This is a genomic window from Kitasatospora aureofaciens (genome assembly GCF_001188955.3).
Classification (GTDB): domain Bacteria; phylum Actinomycetota; class Actinomycetes; order Streptomycetales; family Streptomycetaceae; genus Kitasatospora; species Kitasatospora aureofaciens.
In genome coordinates this window covers 1-18,518 of the sequence record NZ_JPRF03000015.1, presented here as the reverse complement: position 1 = coordinate 18,518, position 18,518 = coordinate 1, and the positions used below count along the sequence as shown (strand labels likewise).

Annotated in this window: 18 protein-coding genes and 2 tRNA genes; 8 read left to right on the top strand and 12 right to left on the bottom strand. The window is 75.0% G+C overall.

The features are described 5' to 3' along the window. Positions 1 to 42: 42 nt before the first annotated feature. The gene (locus HS99_RS08080) at positions 43 to 951 is read right to left on the bottom strand and encodes an NADP-dependent oxidoreductase (protein ID WP_030290035.1); all 909 of its coding nucleotides are present in this window, start codon (positions 949 to 951) and stop codon (positions 43 to 45) included. A gap of 203 nt (positions 952 to 1,154) precedes the next feature. On the opposite strand from HS99_RS08080, the gene HS99_RS08075 reads away from it, so the two are divergent. Together HS99_RS08075 and pgi are read left to right on the top strand one after the other, a co-directional pair. Beyond that, the gene (locus tag HS99_RS08075; RefSeq protein WP_030290034.1) at positions 1,155 to 2,738 is read left to right on the top strand and encodes a Na+/H+ antiporter; all 1,584 of its coding nucleotides are present in this window, start codon (positions 1,155 to 1,157) and stop codon (positions 2,736 to 2,738) included. Positions 2,739 to 2,915: 177 nt separating this feature from the next. After that, entirely contained in the window at positions 2,916 to 4,577 is a 1,662-nt protein-coding gene (gene pgi / locus HS99_RS08070) for a glucose-6-phosphate isomerase (RefSeq protein ID WP_030290033.1), read from the top strand. Between the two features lie 116 nt (positions 4,578 to 4,693). Here the strand turns inward: pgi and HS99_RS08065 are convergent. The 3 genes from HS99_RS08065 to HS99_RS08055 form a co-directional block, all read right to left on the bottom strand. Further along, a tRNA-Lys gene (locus HS99_RS08065) sits at positions 4,694 to 4,767 on the bottom strand. Positions 4,768 to 4,835: 68 nt separating this feature from the next. Then, on the bottom strand, positions 4,836 to 5,393 hold the full coding sequence (locus HS99_RS08060; protein WP_046386769.1) for a bifunctional DNA primase/polymerase: 558 nt from the start codon (positions 5,391 to 5,393) through the stop codon (positions 4,836 to 4,838). Positions 5,394 to 5,516: 123 nt separating this feature from the next. Next, positions 5,517 to 5,873: a DUF8844 domain-containing protein gene (locus HS99_RS08055; protein WP_030290031.1), complete on the bottom strand. Its 357-nt coding sequence runs from the start codon at positions 5,871 to 5,873 to the stop codon at positions 5,517 to 5,519. A gap of 247 nt (positions 5,874 to 6,120) precedes the next feature. Here HS99_RS08055 and HS99_RS42355 point away from each other — a divergent pair, with 247 nt between their 5' ends. Next, a complete protein-coding gene (locus HS99_RS42355; protein ID WP_030290030.1) occupies positions 6,121 to 6,441 on the top strand; it encodes a hypothetical protein in 321 nt (106 codons plus the stop codon). A gap of 23 nt (positions 6,442 to 6,464) precedes the next feature. On the opposite strand, the gene HS99_RS08045 is transcribed toward HS99_RS42355, so the two are convergent. The 3 genes from HS99_RS08045 to HS99_RS08035 all read right to left on the bottom strand — a co-directional run bounded on the left by HS99_RS08045 (position 6,465) and on the right by HS99_RS08035 (position 10,861). Beyond that, entirely contained in the window at positions 6,465 to 7,817 is a 1,353-nt protein-coding gene (locus tag HS99_RS08045; protein ID WP_030290029.1) for an AAA family ATPase, read from the bottom strand. Continuing rightward, a complete protein-coding gene (locus HS99_RS08040; protein ID WP_046386770.1) occupies positions 7,814 to 9,439 on the bottom strand; it encodes a hypothetical protein in 1,626 nt (541 codons plus the stop codon). Before HS99_RS08040 ends, HS99_RS08045 begins: the two co-directional genes overlap by 4 nt. A 150-nt stretch (positions 9,440 to 9,589) precedes the next feature. After that, positions 9,590 to 10,861, bottom strand: a complete 1,272-nt coding sequence (locus HS99_RS08035; protein ID WP_046386771.1) for a hypothetical protein — start codon at positions 10,859 to 10,861, stop codon at positions 9,590 to 9,592. Positions 10,862 to 11,069: 208 nt separating this feature from the next. Between HS99_RS08035 and HS99_RS08030 the strand changes: the two genes are divergently transcribed. Beyond that, positions 11,070 to 11,726 (top strand): histidine phosphatase family protein, encoded by a 657-nt coding sequence (locus tag HS99_RS08030; protein ID WP_030556888.1) that lies wholly within the window; start codon positions 11,070 to 11,072, stop codon positions 11,724 to 11,726. 18 nt (positions 11,727 to 11,744) lie between these two features. Here HS99_RS08030 and HS99_RS08025 read toward each other — a convergent pair whose 3' ends face one another. Next, on the bottom strand, positions 11,745 to 13,394 hold the full coding sequence (locus HS99_RS08025) for an NsdA family TPR-like regulatory protein (RefSeq protein WP_030290025.1): 1,650 nt from the start codon (positions 13,392 to 13,394) through the stop codon (positions 11,745 to 11,747). Between the two features lie 263 nt (positions 13,395 to 13,657). Between HS99_RS08025 and HS99_RS46400 the strand changes: the two genes are divergently transcribed. The 3 genes from HS99_RS46400 (at position 13,658) to HS99_RS08010 (ending at position 15,746) form a co-directional block, all read left to right on the top strand. Further along, positions 13,658 to 14,170 carry a hypothetical protein gene (locus tag HS99_RS46400; RefSeq protein ID WP_050366775.1) on the top strand — a complete coding sequence of 171 codons (513 nt, stop codon included), beginning with the start codon at positions 13,658 to 13,660 and terminating at the stop codon, positions 14,168 to 14,170. A gap of 105 nt (positions 14,171 to 14,275) precedes the next feature. Then, on the top strand, positions 14,276 to 15,181 hold the full coding sequence (locus tag HS99_RS08015) for a spermidine synthase (protein WP_046385945.1): 906 nt from the start codon (positions 14,276 to 14,278) through the stop codon (positions 15,179 to 15,181). 103 nt (positions 15,182 to 15,284) lie between these two features. Beyond that, positions 15,285 to 15,746 (top strand): GNAT family N-acetyltransferase, encoded by a 462-nt coding sequence (locus HS99_RS08010; RefSeq protein ID WP_030556887.1) that lies wholly within the window; start codon positions 15,285 to 15,287, stop codon positions 15,744 to 15,746. Positions 15,747 to 15,828: 82 nt separating this feature from the next. Here HS99_RS08010 and HS99_RS08005 read toward each other — a convergent pair whose 3' ends face one another. The 4 genes from HS99_RS08005 to orn form a co-directional block, all read right to left on the bottom strand. Continuing rightward, entirely contained in the window at positions 15,829 to 16,707 is an 879-nt protein-coding gene (locus HS99_RS08005; RefSeq protein ID WP_030556886.1) for a hypothetical protein, read from the bottom strand. 109 nt (positions 16,708 to 16,816) lie between these two features. Then, the gene (locus tag HS99_RS08000; protein WP_030290018.1) at positions 16,817 to 17,263 is read right to left on the bottom strand and encodes a DUF4442 domain-containing protein; all 447 of its coding nucleotides are present in this window, start codon (positions 17,261 to 17,263) and stop codon (positions 16,817 to 16,819) included. Positions 17,264 to 17,395: 132 nt separating this feature from the next. Beyond that, positions 17,396 to 17,471: transfer RNA gene (locus HS99_RS07995), tRNA-His, on the bottom strand. Positions 17,472 to 17,617: 146 nt separating this feature from the next. Next, positions 17,618 to 18,220 carry an oligoribonuclease gene (orn, locus tag HS99_RS07990; protein WP_030290017.1) on the bottom strand — a complete coding sequence of 201 codons (603 nt, stop codon included), beginning with the start codon at positions 18,218 to 18,220 and terminating at the stop codon, positions 17,618 to 17,620. An 80-nt stretch (positions 18,221 to 18,300) separates the two neighbouring features. Between orn and HS99_RS45775 the strand changes: the two genes are divergently transcribed. Beyond that, the coding region (locus tag HS99_RS45775; RefSeq protein ID WP_211295895.1) for a hypothetical protein at positions 18,301 to 18,518 on the top strand (218 nt) is incomplete at its 3' end.

The following is an 18,518-nucleotide window of genomic DNA, read 5'->3' as shown; positions in this document are numbered from 1 at the left end:
AGCGGCCGAAACACACAATCGGCCCGGACGGCCCCGGGGGCATCAGGCGGTGAGCACCACCTTGCCCCTGACGTGGCCGGTCGCGACCAGCCGGTGCGCCTCCTCGGCCTTCTCCAGCGGCAGCGTCTCGGCGATCTCCAGCCTGAGCCCGCCCGCCTCCCACAGCCGCACCAGCTCGGCCAGCCGCTCGGCCGTGCGCGGCCCCCGCAGTCCCCGGACGCCCAGCCGTTCGGCCTCCGGGTAGTCGACCACGGTGCCGATCCGGTCCCGGTCGGCGACCAGTTCGACGGAGGCCGCCAGGGCGCCCCGCCCCGCGGCGTCGAAGGCCGCGTCCACTCCCTGCGGCGCGACCGCCCGGACCCGCTCGACCAGGCCCTCGCCGTACGTGACCGGGACGGCGCCCAGCTCCCGCAGGTAGTCGTGGTTGCGCTCGCTCGCGGTGCCGATCACGGTGGCGCCCCAGGCCCGGGCGAGCTGGACGGCGACGGTGCCGACCCCGCCCGCGGCGCCGTGCACCAGCACGGTGTCGCCGGGGCCGACCCCGAGCAGGGTGAGCGCCAGGTGGGCGGTCTGGCCGGAAGCGGAGAGCGCGCCGGCCTGCTCCCAGGGCATCCCGGCGGGCTTGGCCACCAGCTGGGCGGCGTCCACCGCGACCAGCTCGGCCTGGCAGCCCAGCAGCCGGAAGCCCAGCACCTGGTCGCCGACCCGCCGACCGTCGACGCCGGGCCCCAGCCGGTCCACCACTCCGGCGAACTCGTTGCCGAGGACGAACGGCGGCTCGGCCGTCATCCCCGGCGGACGGAAGCCCTCCCGGATCGCGAGGTCCACCGGCTGCACCCCGGCGGCGTACACCCGCACCCGGACCTCCCCCGCGCCGGGCTCGGGGTCGGGCACCTCGGTGACCCGCAGGGCCTCCGGACCGCCGGGCCCCGGTACGGTGACCGCCTTCATGGGTGCTCCTCTCGTCGCTCCGCCGCTCAACGCCCCCGATCCTCGAACTTGAAGTGCGCTTGAGGTCAAGCGCCCGTTCGGTGTGTCCTCACCTATGGGCGCATTGTCAGATTTATCCTGGGCGGCGCTCAGCCGTCCGCCGTCGATCCGCCGCCGATCCGCCGCCGATCCGCCGTCGATCCGCCGTCGAGAGGAACTTCCCCGTGGGCCAGCTGCCCCTGTTCTTCCTGGTGCTGCTCGCCTCCGTGGTGACGATGCCACTCGCCCGCAGGACGGGCGTGCCGCAACCGGTCCTGATGACCCTGCTCGGCATCGTCATGGCGCTCGTCCCGCAGATCCCCAACGTCGAGATCCAGCCCGCGCTGATCCTCCCGCTGGTCCTGCCGCCGTTGATCTTCGCCGTCGCCCGGCGCTCCTCGGTCCGCTATTTCAAGGCCAACGCCCGCTCGATCCTGCTGCTGGCCGTCGCCCTGGTGGTGGTCACCACGATCGCCGTGGCCGGCACCGTGCACTGGCTGCTGCCCGCGCTGCCGCTGGCCGCCGCGATCGCGCTCGGCGCGCTGGTCTCCCCGCCCGACCCGGTGGCCGCCGTCGCGGTGGCCGGCAGCATCGGGCTGCCCCGGCGCCTGGTGGCCATCCTGGAGAGCGAGGGCCTGTTCAACGACGTCACGGCGATCGTCATCTACTCCCTGTCCATCGAGGCGATGGTCAGCGGCGACTTCTCGGTCGGCGACGCCGCGCTGCGCTTCGTGCTGTCCGCGGTGCTCGCCGTCGTCGTCGGCGTCGGGCTCGGCTGGGTGAACGCCAGGCTCGCCGAACGCCTGGACGACCCGACCCAGCAGGTCGCGCTCAACCTGCTGGTGCCCTTCGCCGCCTACACCCTCGCCGAGGAGATCCACGGCTCCGGCGTGCTCGCCGTGGTGATCTGCGCGCTCTACCTCGCCGAGCGGGCCGCCGACGCCGACGCCGTCTCCTACCGGTTGGTCGGCAACGCCTTCTGGGAGGTGGTCGAGATCCTGATCACCGGGGTCGCCTTCGGCCTGATCGGCCTGGAGCTGGCCACCGTGCTCGCGGAGGCCGGCCGCGGCTGGACCGGCTTCCTCGGCGACGCCGCCGTGGTCATCGCGGTCGTGGTGCTGGTCCGGCTGCTCTGGCTGCTGCCCGCCGGCTGGCTGTCGAAGAAGGTGCGCAAGGGCGACGACGAGGACACCCCGTTCAGCTGGAAGGAGAGCGTGGTCCTCTGGTGGTCCGGCATGCGCGGCGTGGCCACCGTCGCCCTGGCCCTCGCCATCCCGCTCACCCTGCACTCCGGCGCGGACTTCCCGGAGCGCGGCCGGCTGGTCTTCATCGCCTTCAGCGTGGTGCTGTTCACCCTGCTGGTCCAGGGCCTGACCCTGCCCTGGCTGGCCAAGCGCCTCAAGCTGGACATCGACCAGGACCGCCACGAGCAGGCCGTGCGCGAACTCTGGTGGCGGGCCGCCAAGGCCGGGCTCAAGCGGCTCGGCGAACTGGAGGAGCAGGACCGGCTGCCCGCCGAGCTCGCCGACCGCCTGCGGGACCGTCAGCACGACCGGCTGGCCCGGCTCTGCCCGGAGAAGTACGCCGAGGAGGAGGCCGCCGAGGCCAGGCAGCGCCTCGCCCAGTGGCGGGCCGCGGCGGAGGTCGAGCAGGAGATGATCGCCGCCTCCCGGCGCGAGATGCTCGCCGCCCGCAGCGAGCTCGGCGCCGACCCCGAACTGGTCGACCAGGTGCTGCGCGGACTGGACCTGCGCTCGGAACGGAAGTGACGGGCAGTCCGCGCGCGCCGGTCGGAATGTGCGCGACGCCCTCCGGGGTTGCATAGGCTGAACCCGGGCAGGCCGTCAACGGAGTCGGCGCACCACCAGTACCGCCACGACCTCGCGAACACACCCTCACGCCTGGCCCTGCCGGTTTCTGCACCCAGATGAATCGAGGACCCACCGATGTCGGAGACCCGCGCCGACGCCCGCACCCCGCTCGACCGCACCCCGCAGTGGGCCGCCCTGGCCAAGCACCGGTCCGAGCTGGGCGAGACCCACCTGCGCGAGCTGTTCGCCGCCGACCCCGAGCGCGGCCGCACCCACACCCTCCAGGTCGGCGACCTGCACGTGGACTACGCCAAGCACCTGGTCACCGACGAGACGCTGGAGCTGCTGCGCGACCTCGCCGCCGCCACCGGCGTCGCCGAGCTGCGGGACGCCATGTTCCGCGGCGAGAAGATCAACATCACCGAGGGGCGCGCCGTCCTGCACACCGCGCTGCGGGCCCCGCGCGACGCCGTGATCGAGGTCGACGGCGTCAACGTCGTCCCGGAGGTGCACGCCGTCCTGGACAAGATGGCGGCCTTCGCCGACCGGGTCCGCAGCGGCGAGTGGAAGGGCCACACCGGCAAGCCGATCCGCACCGTGGTCAACATCGGCATCGGCGGCTCGGACCTCGGCCCGGCGATGGCCTACGAGGTGCTCCGCCCGTACACCAAGCGCGACCTGGACGTCCGCTTCGTGTCCAACGTGGACGGCGCCGACCTGCACGAGGCGGTCCGCGACCTCGACCCGGCCGAGACCCTGTTCATCGTCGCCTCGAAGACCTTCACCACCATCGAGACCATCACCAACGCGGTCTCCGCGCGGTCCTGGCTGCTCGACGGCCTGGGCGCCGGCACCGAGGCGGTGGCCAAGCACTTCGTCGCGCTGTCCACCAACGCCCAGGGCGTGCAGGACTTCGGCATCGACACCGCCAACATGTTCGAGTTCTGGGACTGGGTCGGCGGCCGCTACTCCTACGACTCGGCGATCGGCCTCTCACTGATGATCGCCATCGGCCCGGACGCCTTCCGCGAGATGCTGGACGGCTTCCACCTGGTCGACGAGCACTTCCGCACCGCCCCGCCGGAGCAGAACGTCCCGCTGCTGCTCGGCCTGCTGGGCGTCTGGTACGGCGCGTTCTTCGACGCCCAGGCGCACGCGGTGCTGCCCTACTCGCACTACCTGTCCAAGTTCACGGCCTACCTCCAGCAGCTGGACATGGAGTCCAACGGCAAGTCGGTGACCCGCGACGGCACCCCAGTCGGCTGGCAGACCGGCCCGGTGGTCTGGGGCACCCCCGGCACCAACGGCCAGCACGCCTACTACCAGCTGCTGCACCAGGGCACGAAGGTCATCCCGGCCGACTTCATCGGCTTCGCCAAGCCGGTCGCCGACCTGCTCCCCGGCCTGGTCGCCCAGCACGACCTGCTGCTGGCCAACTTCTTCGCCCAGACCCAGGCGCTGGCCTTCGGCAAGACCCCGGAGGAGGTCGCCGCCGAGGGCGTGCCGGCCGAGCTCGTCCCGCACAAGACCTTCAAGGGCAACCACCCGACCACCACCATCCTGGCCGCCGAGCTGACCCCCTCGGTGCTGGGCCAGCTGGTCGCGCTGTACGAGCACAAGGTGTTCGTCCAGGGCGCGGTCTGGAACATCGACTCCTTCGACCAATGGGGCGTCGAGCTGGGCAAGGTGCTCGCCAAGCGGATCGAGCCGGTGCTGCTCACCGGCGAGGGCGGCGAGCAGCTGGACAGCTCCACCGCCGAGCTGGTCGCCCGCTACCGCTCGCTGCGCGGCCGCTGAACCCCGGCCGGGCCGTCCGCTCCGGCGGGCGGTCCGGCTCGTCCGCCCCAGTTCGGTGCCCGGGCGGAAAACGCCGGAAGGCCCTTCGCGAGAGCGAAGGGCCTTCCGGCTGTCTGTGCGCCGCCAGGGACTCGAACCCCGGACCCGCTGATTAAGAGTCAGCTGCTCTAACCAACTGAGCTAGCGGCGCCTGCTGACAGAGAAGACTCTAGCAGCGGCCCGCGTCCGAGCCAAAATCGAATACCGGTCGCCTTCCGTTCACCCGCCCGTCACGACGACCGGCTCGGCCGGAACGCCCACGCCGGGCTCGCGCGCCGCCCGTACGCAGGCCCAGAGCACCACCGAGGCCCCGGGCAGCCAGGGCTCCCGCTCGTCGGGGGCGACGATCCAGCGGCCCGAGCCCTGGCCGGGGGAGTCCGGGCCGTGCACCATCCGCTGCAGCGGCGGCACCGTCACCGCGTCGCCCCGGCCGTGGCAGAGCAGCGGCGGCACGTCCCGGGCCCACTCCTCCCAGGCCAGCAGTCGGCGCAGCCGGGGCGCCGCGCCGGGCTGGACGAACAGCAGGGTGCGCCCCCGGTAGCCCGCGACCGGGCCGCAGCCGGGGCCGGAGGCCCACAGCTCGTCCAGCACCCGGCGGCCGAACAGCGACGGCATGCTGATCACGTCGAAGGCCCGCCCGCAGGGCAGTACCGAGGGCGCCCACGGACGGGCCTCCCAGAGGGCGCGCATGCCGCGCGGGAACTCGCTCGCGGAGGCGAGCCAGGCCTCCCCGGCCGCGGAGACGTACTCCACCGACTGTTGCGTCCAGATGTCCACGCCCAGCAGCCTGCGCCGTGCGCGGTCCCGATGGGGCGGAAAGCGCGGTTCACCGGACAGGTCGGCGGGCGATCGCGTACCCTCCGCCGCTGGCATATGCCAGGGACCGGTCCTCGCGGCGGGTCAGTCCTCGTGCCGGCGCGGCTGGAGCAGGCCGCGGCCGTACTCGATCATCTTGGCGGCGTAGTCCGGGGTCCAGTCCGCCCGCTCGGCGATCTCGGTGTTCGAGAGCGCGTCGAACCGGCGCGGGTCCGCGAGCTGTGCGGCGGCGACGGCCTGGAAGTCGGTGGCCCGCTCGGCGGCGGCCCGGAAGGCCAGGGCCAGTTCGGTGGAGCGGCGCAGCAGCTCCGCGGGGTCGTCGATCGACTCCAGGTCGAAGAATCGTTCCGGCTCCGGTTCGGCGGACTGCGGCTCGAACAGGAGCTGCGCGGGGCGCTGGCGCCTGGGGGGCTCGGGCGTCTCGGCGGGGGAGTCGGGCATGGACGGACACCTCCGGGGTCTCGGGTGAGGGAAGGCGGGCGGGCTGCTCCGGGCCGCACCGCCCGGTTGTGGCCGTCGTCCATTGTCTCGCGGCGGCGGCCGGTAGCGGAACGGTGCGCGTGCGGGCGCTATTCCCGGGCGCGCGCCCGAGGAGTGCTCCGGGCGCCGCGCTTCCAGATCGCATGCGAACCGGTTGTGCTCTGTGCAAGTCGTCCACCGAAAGCCCTCACCGCACCGGGAGCACCCCATGCGCGCACCGTTCACCGGCCTCCTGCTGGCCGCCGCCGTCCTGACCGCGGCCGCGGCCACCGTGGCCGCCGCACCCGCCGTGCCCGCCTTCGCCGCCGAGACCGCCAAGGTCGTCACCGGGGCGCCGAGCGGCCCGGGCGGCGCCTCGACCGCGACCTGCCCGGCCGGCACCCACCTGACCGGCGGCGGCTACCGGCTCCAGCCCGACGCGGCCGGACCGGTGCGCGCCAACGGGCCGACCGCCGACGCGACCGGCTGGAGCGCCCAGGCCGAGCGCGGGTCCGTGGTCGCCTTCGCGGTGTGCGAGACCGAGGACTGACCACCGGGCCGGGTCCACCGGCACTACCGCAGGTGGACCCGGTGGCCGCTCAGGTGCTCGAGGACCTGGTGATTGGCCTCCCAGCCGTCCGGGAAGGCCACCGGGACGCCCAACTGCACCGGCTCGGTGGAGGGGTGTTCGTCCAGCAGCTCGGCGATCCCGGCCCGGGCGACCACGATGCAGGCGTGCCGGTGCCGGGAGGCGAGCACGCAGAGCCGGCCGGTCTCCAGGTGGAAGGCCGTCGCGTCGGGGCGTCCGGAGAGCGGGTGCAGCACCACGGTGACGTCGTACTCCCGGCCCTGCAGCCGGTTGGCGGTGTCCACCGTGACGGCCGGCCCGGTCGTGCCGTCCACCGGCACCCCCACCTTGAGCAGGGCCGCCCGGACGGCCGCCGCCTGGTCCCGGTGTGCGGTGCCGACGGCGATCCGGTCCGCGGTGAGCGGGGCCTCGCCCTGCTCGGACCGGGCGGTCAGCCCGCGCTCCAGCAGCCGCCGTACGGTGGCCGCGACGGCCGCCACCGCCTGCGGGTCGGTCCGTACGGTGTGCCGGGCGGGCAGCTCCAGCAGCGCCCAGCCGTGCTCGGCCGCCCGGTCGATCACCGCGTCCAGCGCCGAACCGTCCGGGCGGACGGCCGGGGTCAGCCGGCGGTCCTCCGGGCCGGTGCCGGAGCGGAACGGCGTGTACGGGTAGAACGCCCGCGAGATCAGCGGCGCCGCGCTGGCCGGCAGCCGCCAGGAGACCGGCAGCCGGTGCGGCTCGATCTGCGGGTTGTGCGCCAGCATGGTGACCACGGCGCTGCTGGACGGGTCGTAGGACAGGCCCGCCCACTGCTCGGTGCCGACCACGGTGAACGGGTCCAGCTGGCCCGGGTCGCCGACGAACAGTGCCCGCTCGAACAGCCGGGCCACCGCGAGCAGCGCGTCCGAGCGCATCTGGTACGCCTCGTCGACGATCGCGTGCCGCCACGGCGCCTCGGCCCGCACCCACTGCCACTTGGCGGAGGTCGAGATCACCACGTCCTGCTCGACCAGGTCGGCGACCTTGTCGGAGGGCGTGACGTTGGCGTGCCGGAGCACCTCCGGCCCGGGCCGGGAGTCCGCCGCGTGCAGTCGGCCGATCGTCAACTCCGGTGCCTTCTCGGCCAGCCGGCCCACCAGGTCGTCCACCTGGCCGTTGGTCTGGGCGACGATCATCAGCCGTTCACCGGCCGCCACCAGCTCGCGGGCGGCCCGCACCACCAGGGTCGACTTCCCGGCTCCGGGCGGGGAGTCCACCACCACACCGCGCGGCGCACCGGCCGACGGGTGGACGGTGGCCGCCAGGATGCGGGCCACGGCGGCGTCGGCCGCCGCACCCGGGGGCTGCTCGCTCATCATTCCCAATCCTCGGAGGCAGCGACGGTGGCCGACGGGCCGGTGGCGGACGGGCCGGCGACGGGCGCGGTGCCGGGCGGGCCGCCGTGGGTCCACGGGGTGTCGTCCGGCTCCGGAAGCGGCGCCGACTGGCGGACCGTCAACTCGAACAGGGTGAAGGTGACCGGCTCGCCGGGCTCCGGCAGGCTGCCCGGCTCGGGCTCCTTCTTGCGGCCCATGCCGGACAGCACCCGCAGGGTGACGGTGCCCTCGGCCGGGTCGACCGCCACGATCCGCGCCTTCTGCGCGGACGGGCCGTGCACCCGGTGCGCCTCCCGGCCGAGGTCGGCGTGCGGGCGGTCGGCGGTGCGCAGGGTGACCAGCGGGCGCGGCTTGGGGGAGCGGCCGGTGGTGTCGTACTCCAGCACCACCTCGGTCACCACCCCGCTGAACGCCTCACCGGACAACCGGTGCTCGGCCATCGCCAGCGGATCGTCCAGCGCCTCCTGGACGTCCAGCCGGGCCTGCTCGCGCTCGCGCTGGGCGAGCTTGCGGGCCGCGGTGACGGCGTCGTCCTGCCGGGGTTGCGGCGGCTCGCCGGCCGCGAGGCGGTCCCGGTGGCCGGTGTAGGACCAGCGGTCGCCGGTCCAGCGCTCCTCCAGGTGCCCGGCCGGGGGCAGGGTGCGCAGCAGGTCCAGGCCCTGCCAGACGTCCCGCCAGGTGGGCAGCAGGACGGCCCGCAACGCCCGCTCCAGGTGTTCGACGGCCGAGCGGACGGCCGCCCGGGCGTGCTCGGCAGCGGCCTCGTCGCCCTGCTCGGTGCTGTGCTGCAGGGCGTTGACGGCCGCGTCGTAACGGGCGATCGCCGGGGCGAGCACCCCCGCGTCGAAGGCCGGGTCGGTGGCCGGACCGGCCGGCGGGTGCACCAGCTGCCCGTGCTCGTCGCGCTCGGACTCGGCCAGCTCGGCGGCCTGCGCGCCGGTCAGCCCCGGCGGAGGGAAATGCCAGGCCAGCCGGGCCGCCAGGTGCTGGTCCTCCAGATGGCTCTGGCCGGTGGCCCAGTGCCGGGCGAGCAGGCCGGTCATCGGCAGCAGCAGGCTGGAGCCGGGCACCTGGGCCCGGTCGGTGAGGTGGGTCAGCCAGCGGCCGAGCAGCGGCACCCGTAGCGGCGCCGGGTGGGGGCCCGGCTCGGCGTCCTCGGCGGTGCGGCGGAAACGGGTCGACCGGCCGATCAGGGCGAGGTGGTGCACGCCCGCAGCGTTGGGCACGATCAGCTGCGGCGCGTCGGTGCACAGCTCGCGGAACACCTGGGTCTTCTCGCCGGTCTCCGGGTCCTTCTCGGAGCCCTCGATCTGCTCGACGTCCTCGCCGAAGGACTCCAGGTAGGGCAGCAGGTCGGCGGCCAGCGCGGCCAGGAAGTCGAACCGCAGGGTGCGGTTGAGCGGCTGCGGCACCAGGTGCAGCCGGGGCGCGTCCCGGTCGGTGCCCAGCATCACGGCCAGCGGCGCGCCGGACTCACCGGCGGCGGTCAGCGGGACGAGCACCATCGGGCGCTCGGAGAGGTGCCGGTGCCGGACGGTGGCCAGCGGCTCGGCCCGCCCGCTGCGGACGGCCTCCAGCCGGGCGAGGGTGGTCAGGAGACTCATGCGCCCTCCTCGCTTCGCTCGGCAGGGGCATTCGCCCACCCGCACCTCTTGATGATTCGCTCGCTGCGCTCGCTCATGCGCCCTCCTCGCTTCGCTCGGCAGGGGCATTCGCCCACCCGCACCTCTTGATGATTCGCTCGCTGCGCTCGCTCATGCGCCCGCCGGGTTTCGTTCCGTACCCAGGCGGTCCGCACCCGGGTGCCCCGTACCCAGTGCTTCCGCGCGCAGGGCGGCGGCGTAGGCCAGGCGTTCGGCCGCCTCGTGCGCGCCGTCCGTGTCGTCGGCGTCCAGGGCGGCCGTGTCCGGGGTGCCCGCCCCGGATGCGGCGGCCAGCGCCTCGGCGACCGTACGGATGCTGCCCAGCTCGCCGCGCACGCCCCGGCCGAGCTGCTCGACCCGGTCGTCGCAGCGGGCCCGGGCACGGCAGTGGAAGCCGAGTTCGCAGGTGGAGAGGCAGTCCGGGCTGTAGGCGGCGGGCACCGCCTCGACCGCGGCGGTCAGCTGCTCGGTGCTCCGGGCCGGGGCGCCGTCCTCGTCGGTGGCGAGGTCGAAGTCGGTGCCCGGCGGCAGTGCCGCCAGCAGCCGGCCGATGCCGGTCATCCGGCTCAGCTGGCGGCGGGTGGTGGCCAGCTCGCGGCGGACGTCGACGGCGACCGCGGTCGGCCGGTTGCCGAAGTCCTTCGGGCAGACCAGCAGCACGCTGGTGCGGGGGCTGCCCGGCAGCCGCTGCTCGGTGTACGGGTCGTCGGCGAGCGGCAGCCCGGCGGCCGCGGCGGCGGCGTGCTGGAGCGCCAGCACGTACACCGCGGCCTGCCGGGCGGCGGCGCCGACCTTGGCCGGGTCCGCGCCGCCGTCCAGGACCGGGAAGGACTTGATCTCGACCACCGTGCACCGGCCGCCGTGCACCACCAGGGCGTCCGGCTCCAGGTAGGCGGTGCTGCCGGCCACGGCGAGCCGCAGCATCGGGTGGTCCAGCAGCGTCCAGGCGTCCGGATCTGCGGCGGCCCGGGCCAGCGCCTCGGCCGTCCGGTCGGCGCGGACGGCCGGGCCGGAGCGGTGCAGCAGGTCGGGGACCAGCAGCGGGGCGCGGTCGTCCGCGGGGACGCCGAGGTGGGCGCGGAGCGGCTCCAGCAGGGCGGCGTAACCGTCCGCCTTCAGCCGGGACTCGAAGACCAGGCCGCGGGCGATCGCGAACGGGGACTGTCCGAAGGGGGCGGGCCGGCCGAGCCGGGCGGCCAGCACGGACTTGTCCACCCCGGCCGCGTCCAGCACGGCGCGGCGCCGGCAGCCCGGGTTGGCGGCCAGGGCGGCGAGGGAGCGGGCGTTCAGACTGCGCTGCGGGGCCGGTCCGCGCAGCTCGGCGAGCCGCTGGGCGAGCGGCTCAGCGTGCCCGCCGAGCGGGACGTTCGTCGAGACGTTCATGGTGCGGCCCAGTGTCGCATCCGGGTCCGACAACGTGGTGCGGACCGGCCCCGGGTGCCGGACGGAACCGGCCCCTTCCGGCCGGATGTGCCGGTTCCGTCCGGTCCCAGGGGCCCGCGTCGTGTCCCCCGCCGGGGTGGGGGATCATGGAAGCCCGGTGCTCAAGGGTGAGACCGACCGTTGAACGCCCTGCTGCGAGGAGCTCTCCATGCCCGCCCGAATCGTGCTGGTCCGCCACGGCGAGACCGAGTGGTCGGCCACCGGCCAACACACCGGCCGCACCGACATCCCGCTGACCGAGCAGGGCCGGGCGATGGCCCGGGCGCTCGGCGCCCGACTGGCCAAGGCCCCGTGGAACGGACTGCCGGACGCGCTCGTCTACACCAGCCCGCTCGGCCGCGCCAAGGAGACCTGCGAACTGGCCGGCTTCGGCGACCGCGCCGTCGAGCGCCCCGAGCTCATGGAGTGGGACTACGGCCGGTACGAGGGCCGTACCGGCGCCGACATCCGGGCCACCGACCACCCCGGCTGGCTGATCTGGCGCGACGGAGTGCCCGGCGGTGAGAAGCTCTCGGACGTGGCCGCCCGGGTCGACGGCCTGCTCGCCGACCTCAACGAGGAGCACGGCGTCCCGGAGACGGACACCACCGTCATGCACTGCGCCGACCGGGACATCGTGCTGTTCGCGCACGGCCACCTGCTGCGCATCCTGGCCGCCCGCTGGCTGGGCCTGCCGCCCGAGTTCGCCCAGCGGTTCAAGCTCGGTACGGCGGCGCTGTGCGTGCTGTCCTGGGAGTACGGCGCCCCGGCGGTGGAGATCTGGAACGACCTGTCCCACCTGGACGGGCTCAAGTCCGGTCACTGACACGGACCGTGACGCGGCTCAGGCCGCTGCGGCCCGCTCGTAGCCGATCAGGAACCGGCGGACCTCGGGCACCGCGACGTGCGGGCGCAACCGCCCCGCGGTGTCCGCCAGCATGCTGCGGATCCGGGCCGAGCGCACCTCGCCGAACAGGGCCACGGCGGCCGAGCCGTGGTGCGCCGCGCCCGCCAGGTCCCCCCGGCCGAGCCGGTCGTGGGCCAGTTCGGCGGTGTACAGCACCCGGTTGCGGACGAAGTGCGGCTCCTGCAGCGCTATGGCCAGCGCGGCCTGGTCGCTGGCGCGGTCCCAGTCCTCCAGCGCGGACCAGCACTGCGACTGCAGGCCGGCGATCTCGGCCTCGCCGAAGAAGGACATCCACTCCGGGTCGGTCTCGGACGGTCCCCGGTCGAACAGCGAGTACGCCCGGCCGATCGCGCGTTCGCAGGCGGAACGGTCCCGCAGCACGGCCCAGGCGCCGGCCTCGCGCATGGCCAGCAGGGCGAGCAGCCGGGCGGAGTCCAGCTCCCGGGCGGCGCACTGCCCGGCCTGCGCCGCGCGCAGCGCCTCGCGGGGGCGCCCGGCGTCCCGGGCCAGGAAGGCGCTGTTGCAGAAGACGTGCGCCTCCAGTGCCGGGTCCCCGGCCATCCGGGCGGTGGCGAGCGCCTCCGCGTAGAACGAGCGGGCGTCCCCGAGCCGGTTCGAGTCGTGTGCCAACCATCCCACCGAGATGGCCAGTTCACCGGCCCCCGACTGGAGCCGACGCTCGGTCTCGGCGCTGTACTCGCCCTCGTTGAGCAGCAGGTAGGCGTTGCGCAGGGACTGCCCGGCGAGTTCGTACAGGGCGTCGGCGCCGTGCGCGTCGTCGGCCAGTCTGATGTCCCGGACGGCCTGTTCGACGCCGAACACCTCGGCGGCGCCGACCTTGCGCGGCGGCGGCACCGGCCCCGGCCGGCCGGGCACCACCGGCTCGGTGCCGAGCAGCGAGGGTGCGGTGCCGAGCAGCGAGGGCGCGGCGAACTCCGCACCGGGGAGGGCGGAGCGGCCTACGGCCGGTCCGAAGCCGGCACCGGCGACCTGGGCGGCGGAAGCCGGCCGGTCGATGCCGATCACGGTGGCCAGCGCGGTCGAGCCGCCGGCCAGGAACGTACGGCGACGCACGTCGTCGTTCTCCTCGTCGAGATAGGGCGATCCATCGGGCCCCCGGGGCGCCGCGCCGGCCCTCGGCCGCGGGGGCCCGTCCGGAGCGGTTGGATCCGCGTACGGCGAGGCAGCGTACGGGAGTTGGGTGGAGAGAGGTGAGCGCGGGGCGGGCAGGGGCGGGAACGGCGGGTGGAGCGGGGGAGCGGGTGGGGCCACCCCGGCCGCGGTCCCCCCGGTGCCGTCCGCCGAACGGCGGCGGACGGCGGTGCGAGGGGCGAAGCCCAGGTCGGTGAGCGTGCGGCCCGGCCACATGTGCCGGAAGACCCGCTCGTAGGCGTAGTTGGGGCAGCGGATCTCGCCGGACTCGACCCGGCCGACGTAGCGGGCGTCGCAGGACACGTGCTCGCCGATCTCGCGGGCGGCCCGGCGGACGGCCATGGCGAACTCGCCGGGTGAGCGGTCGCCACGCAGTGCGCGCATCACGGTGTTGGGGGACGGTCGGTTCGGCTCGGCCGGTGGGGTGGCTGCCATGGCGCCGAGAGTACTCGGAGTCACCGGCCGGACACATGGGGTTGGCGGGACATCAGCGGACAATCCCGGGCGAAGCGGTCGTTGTTGCCGGGTATCCGCCATGAAATGCCATGCCTTGCTGTAAGGCGCCCCGTGGCCTTCGGTGTTCCTGCCGCGTTGTCCTGGTACGTGGAAGCCCAGGCCGTCCCCGGCCCGTCCCCGCCCCGCGGCCCCCACCCGCGGCGGCAGTGCTTCCGACCCGACGAGGTACAGGAGGGCCCGCGATGGCCACCGGACTGCCGCAGCACCGACCCGTTGCCGGGAGCGTGCTCGCCGCCGCCTCCCCGGCCCTGCTGCCGGATCCGGCCGACGAGGGGGTCCCCGGCCGGGGCCCGGTCGAGGGCGGCCGCGGCTCCTGCGGCGGTCCGCGCCGGGAGTACGCCGTCCCGGCCGAGGACACCCTCGTCACCGACCGCGACACCGTGACGGTCGCCCTGCGGCACGGCCTGGAGGCCGTCGACATCCTGCGGCTGCGCCGCGCCTGCGGGGCCGTCCTGCAGAGCCGCAACGGCAGCACCGTCGCCTTCCTCGTCCCGGCCGGCACCTGGGAGACCTGGCACCTGCCCGGCACCTCCTGTACGGCCGGCGCCCTGGTGCCCGCCGCCACCGACCCGCGCTGGGTCATCCCGCCGTCCGGCGCCGGTCGCGCCGCCCGCCCCACCGACGCCTGGGTGCTCCGCTCCGCCCTCTGCGAGGCCGCCTGCACGCTCACCGCCGGCGGCCTCGGCCCGTTCTAGCGGGCGTGCCGCGCGGACCCGGCCGGGCCCCCTGCCTCCGGCCGGATCCCCGCAGCACGCCCCTGACCTGGGGGTGCGGCCCCGTCGGCGGCGATAATGGCCGACATGGGACGAAGCAACAGGGCCGCGCGCAGCCCTGAACCGGCGCTCACCACCGGGCCGGACGGCCGCGGCCACGCCCAGGGCCCGCTCACCCGCCCGGTCGGCTCCGGCCTGGCCGAACTGCGCCCCGACCGCGACCGTCCGCACGCCTGGTCGCTACTGATCGACGGTGCCCCGCAGTCCCTGGTCGACCTCGCCGACCCCACCCACCTGGGTTTCGAGTACCAGCGCCGGCTCGGCCACCTGATCGACCTGGTCGCCCCGCCCGGGCGCCCGCTGACCGTCCTGCACCTGGGCGGCGGCGCCCTCACCCTGGCCCGCTACGTGGCCGCCACCCGGCCGCGCTCGCGCCAGCAGGTCGCCGAGATCGACACCGCACTCACCGAACTGGTCCGCGCCGAACTCCCGTTGGAGCGCGGCTGGCAGATCAAGGTGCGCGGCGCGGACGCCCGCAGCGTGCTGGAACGCACTCCCGAGGGCAGCGTCGACCTGGTCATCACCGACGTCTTCTCCGGCGCCCGCACCCCGGCCCACTGCACCACGGTCGAGTTCACCACCCTCGCGGCCCGCGCCCTCGCGCCCGGCGGCTGGTACACCGCCAACATCGCCGACGGCGGCGCCCTGCCCTTCGCCCGCTCCCAGGTCGCCACCCTCGGCGCGGTCTTCCCCGAACTGTGCCTGACCGCGGACCCCGCCGTGCTGCGCGGCAAGCGCTTCGGCAACCTCGTCCTGGCCGCCGCCCACACCCCGCTCCCGATCGCCGACCTCACCCGCCGGGTCGCCTCCGACTCCTCCCACGGCCGGGTCGAACACGGCCGCGCCCTCACCGACTTCACCGCCGGCGCCACCCCGGCCACCGACGCCACGGCCGCCCCCTCGCCGTCGCCGCCGCCGGGCGTCTTCCGCTGACGGCGGTAGGCTCCTTCCGCACGCGCCGTAAAACCGTTTGCGGACGACCGAGTTGCGGCGCACAGTGGCCGCGGGAGTCCGGCTGTCGACGTGAGGGGACGGCATGCACATCCGACCCGCCTGCCCGGACGAAGCCGGCCTGCTCACCGGCATCGCCCTGCGGGCCAAGGCGTACTGGGGCTACGACGAGGCCTTCATGGCCGCGTGCCGCGAGGAGCTGACTCTGGACGCCGCCGCCGTGGAACGGGCGTCGACGGTGGTGGCCGAGGACGGCGGCCGGGTGCTGGGCTTCGCCGTGCTGACCGGTGCCGCACCGTCCGGTGAGCTGGCCATGCTCTTCGTCGAGCCCGACCGGATCGGCGGCGGCATCGGCCGGGCGCTGTTCGAGCACGTCCGGGAGCAGGCCCGGGCCGCCGGCCTGCGCCGCCTCACCATCGATTCCGACCCGAACGCCGAGCCCTTCTACCTGGCGATGGGCGCGACCCGCATCGGCAGCACCCCCTCCGGCTCGATACCCGGGCGGGAACTCCCGCTGCTGGAAGTGGAACTGGCCCCCGGAGCCTGAGTCCGGCCCTCGAGCTGCCCCGCGTGGCAACGATCCCCCGCCCCCGCATCCGCGCTCGCACCCGCATCCGCACCCGCGCTGCTCAGTGCCCGCGCGGCAGCCCCCGGTGCTTGCACATCGCCGCGCCGGTGAGCAGCAGCCCGGCGGCGATGGGGGCGAGCACCGCGGTCGCGGTGGCCGCGCCGGCCGCCCCGGACGTCGCGGACGCCGTGTCGGCGAGGGCGAGCGCCTCGGGCGTCCCCGCGTCCGCCGGTGCGGCAGCCGGTGCGCCCGGGGCCACGGCCTCCTGCGCGTTCCCCGCGGTGCCGGCGGGTTCCGCGGAGGCGGGCCCCTCGTCGGCCGCCGCGTCCCGGACCGCGGTGGTCCCGGCCGTCTCGGACGGGGCCGGGCGGCCCTGGTCGGCCGAGCCGGAGCGGGGCCGGGAGGTGGCGGGCAGCGTGCCGGGTTCGCCCTCGCGGGAGGCGCGGGTCCCGGTAGAACGGCCCTCGGCGGGGGCGGTGCCGAGCAGGCCGGAGGCGAGGGCGAAGGCGTCGGGGACGGCCGCCCCCTGGCCGGGCAGCGGGAGACCACCGGCCCGGATGCGCTCCTGGAGGACGTCACCGACCGCGGCGGCGGCCCCGTCGGCCGGCCCGCCGTCGGCCCGTTCCCCGACGAGTCCGGGGGAGCGGCCGTCTCCGGCGGCGCCCCGCCGCCCCGGTTCGACGGGGCGGACGGCTGACGGGCCGTCGAGCGCGGGTGCGTCGGGCAGGGTGCGGGAGACGGCGGGCCCGGGCTGCCTGGACGGCGGCTCGGCAGGCGCGGCGTACGCGCTGGGGGCGCCGGCGGCCCAGAGTTGTGCGAGCAGGGCTCCGCAGGCGGCGACGGAGCGGGGGCGGCGCAGCCATCGGGCGACGGTCCGTCGGGCTCCGGCGACGCCGCGGGGGGCCGGTTCCTGGGGCTCGGTCGCGTGATTGGCTCGCACGTGAGTTGAGAACGAGCGGGCTGACGTCGAGGTCACGCCCGCCGTCACGGACAGTCATCGCGCGGTTGGCCCCGGAAGGGCGCTCCCGGGGCCACCGACCGCGTGGCGGTCAGGAGTTGGGACGCAGGGTCCAGGTGACCGTCATCACACCGGTGACGGCGCCGTCGGTGCGGGTGATCTCCACGGTGACCGGGAACTCGGGGCGGCCACCGGCGTCCAGCTCGGCGACGACCTCGGTGGCCGGGCGGCCGAGCACGGCGGTGGCGGTGACCTCGCCCATGGCCAGCTTCTTGTAGGCGATCTCGGCGTTCACGGCGAGCGGCACGGCCCGGGACAGCTGGTCCCCGAAGGCGGCGAGCACGATGCAGCCGCTGGCGGACTCGGCGAGGGTGAACATCGCGCCGGCGTGCGGGCCGCCGACGTGGTTGTGGTACGCGGGCTGGTCGGGCAGCCGGAGCACGGCGCGCTCCGGGGTGGTCTCCAGGTACTCCAGCTTGAGAGTGTGCGCCATCGGCACGGTGGCGTCGAGCATCTGGCCGATCGAAGGAGTGGTCATGGCGACGATGTTACTAGCCGGTAGCTTGTTGCGGCAGGGGCCGACCGGAAAGCCCGGGCCGCCGCCCACAACTGAGGCAACGCGAAAACGCCCGAGGGGCCGATCTCTTGAAGAGATCGGCCCCTCGGGCTCTGGGGTGAGTGACGGGACTCGAACCCGCGGCCACCTGGACCACAACCAGGTGCTCTACCAACTGAGCTACACCCACCATCTGTCCGGTCCGTTCCCGCTCTCGCGTTCCCGTTCCGACAGGAAGAACTCTACAGGATCCGAGAGGGTGCTCGCGCCAGGGTTTCGTTCCGGCGAACGGTGGCACCCCCTCCGACCCCGCGAGGGCCCCGCGGCCGACCTGGATCAGTCGGCCGCGGCCCGGTACTTCTCGGCGATGGCACGCGCGGTGTCGGCGTCCGGCCCGGGCTGCGGGACGAACACCGCCTCGCGGTAGTACCGCAGTTCGTCGATGCTCTCGCGGATGTCCGCGAGCGCCCGGTGGTTCCCGCCCTTCGGCGGGCTGTTGTAGTACGCCTTCGGGTACCAGCGGCGGGCCAGCTCCTTGATCGAGGAGACGTCCACGATCCGGTAGTGCAGGTGCCTCTCCAGGGTCGGCATGTCCCGGGCCAGGAAGCCGCGGTCGGTGGCCACCGAGTTGCCGCACAGCGGCGTCTTCCCGGCCTCCGGCACGTGCTCGCGCACGTACGCGAGGACCCGCTCCTCCGCCTCGGCCAGGGTCACGCCCTGCTCCAGCTCCTCCAGCAGGCCGGAGGTGGTGTGCATCACGCGCACCACCTCCGGCATGTTCGCCAGAGCCTCCACGGGCGGGCGGATGATGACGTCCACGCCCTCGCCGAGGATGTTCAGCTCGGAGTCCGTCACCAGCACCGCGACCTCGACCAGGGCGTCCCGGTCGAGGTCGAGGCCGGTCATTTCACAGTCGATCCATACCAAACGGTCATTCACGCACCTCACCCTACGGCGCGATCACGCGCTGCGGGGACCGGTGGAGCCGAGCGGGGTGCCGGAGCGCAGGCCTCGGCCTGGTGCTCCTCCGCCCCGTCGTGCGTGCCGTGGCCGTCCGGATGCTCGCCCTCCCGGCCGGTGCGGACCGCGTGGCCGTCCCGCCCGGAACGGGCCTCGCGCGCAGCCCGTCCGCCGTCCGCGGCGGTGGCCCGTGCGCCCGGGGCCCGGACCTGTGGCGCCCGCGACTGCCGGCCCCGCGGCTCGCCCGCCCCGGCCGCCGGGTCCGGCTCCTTCGCCG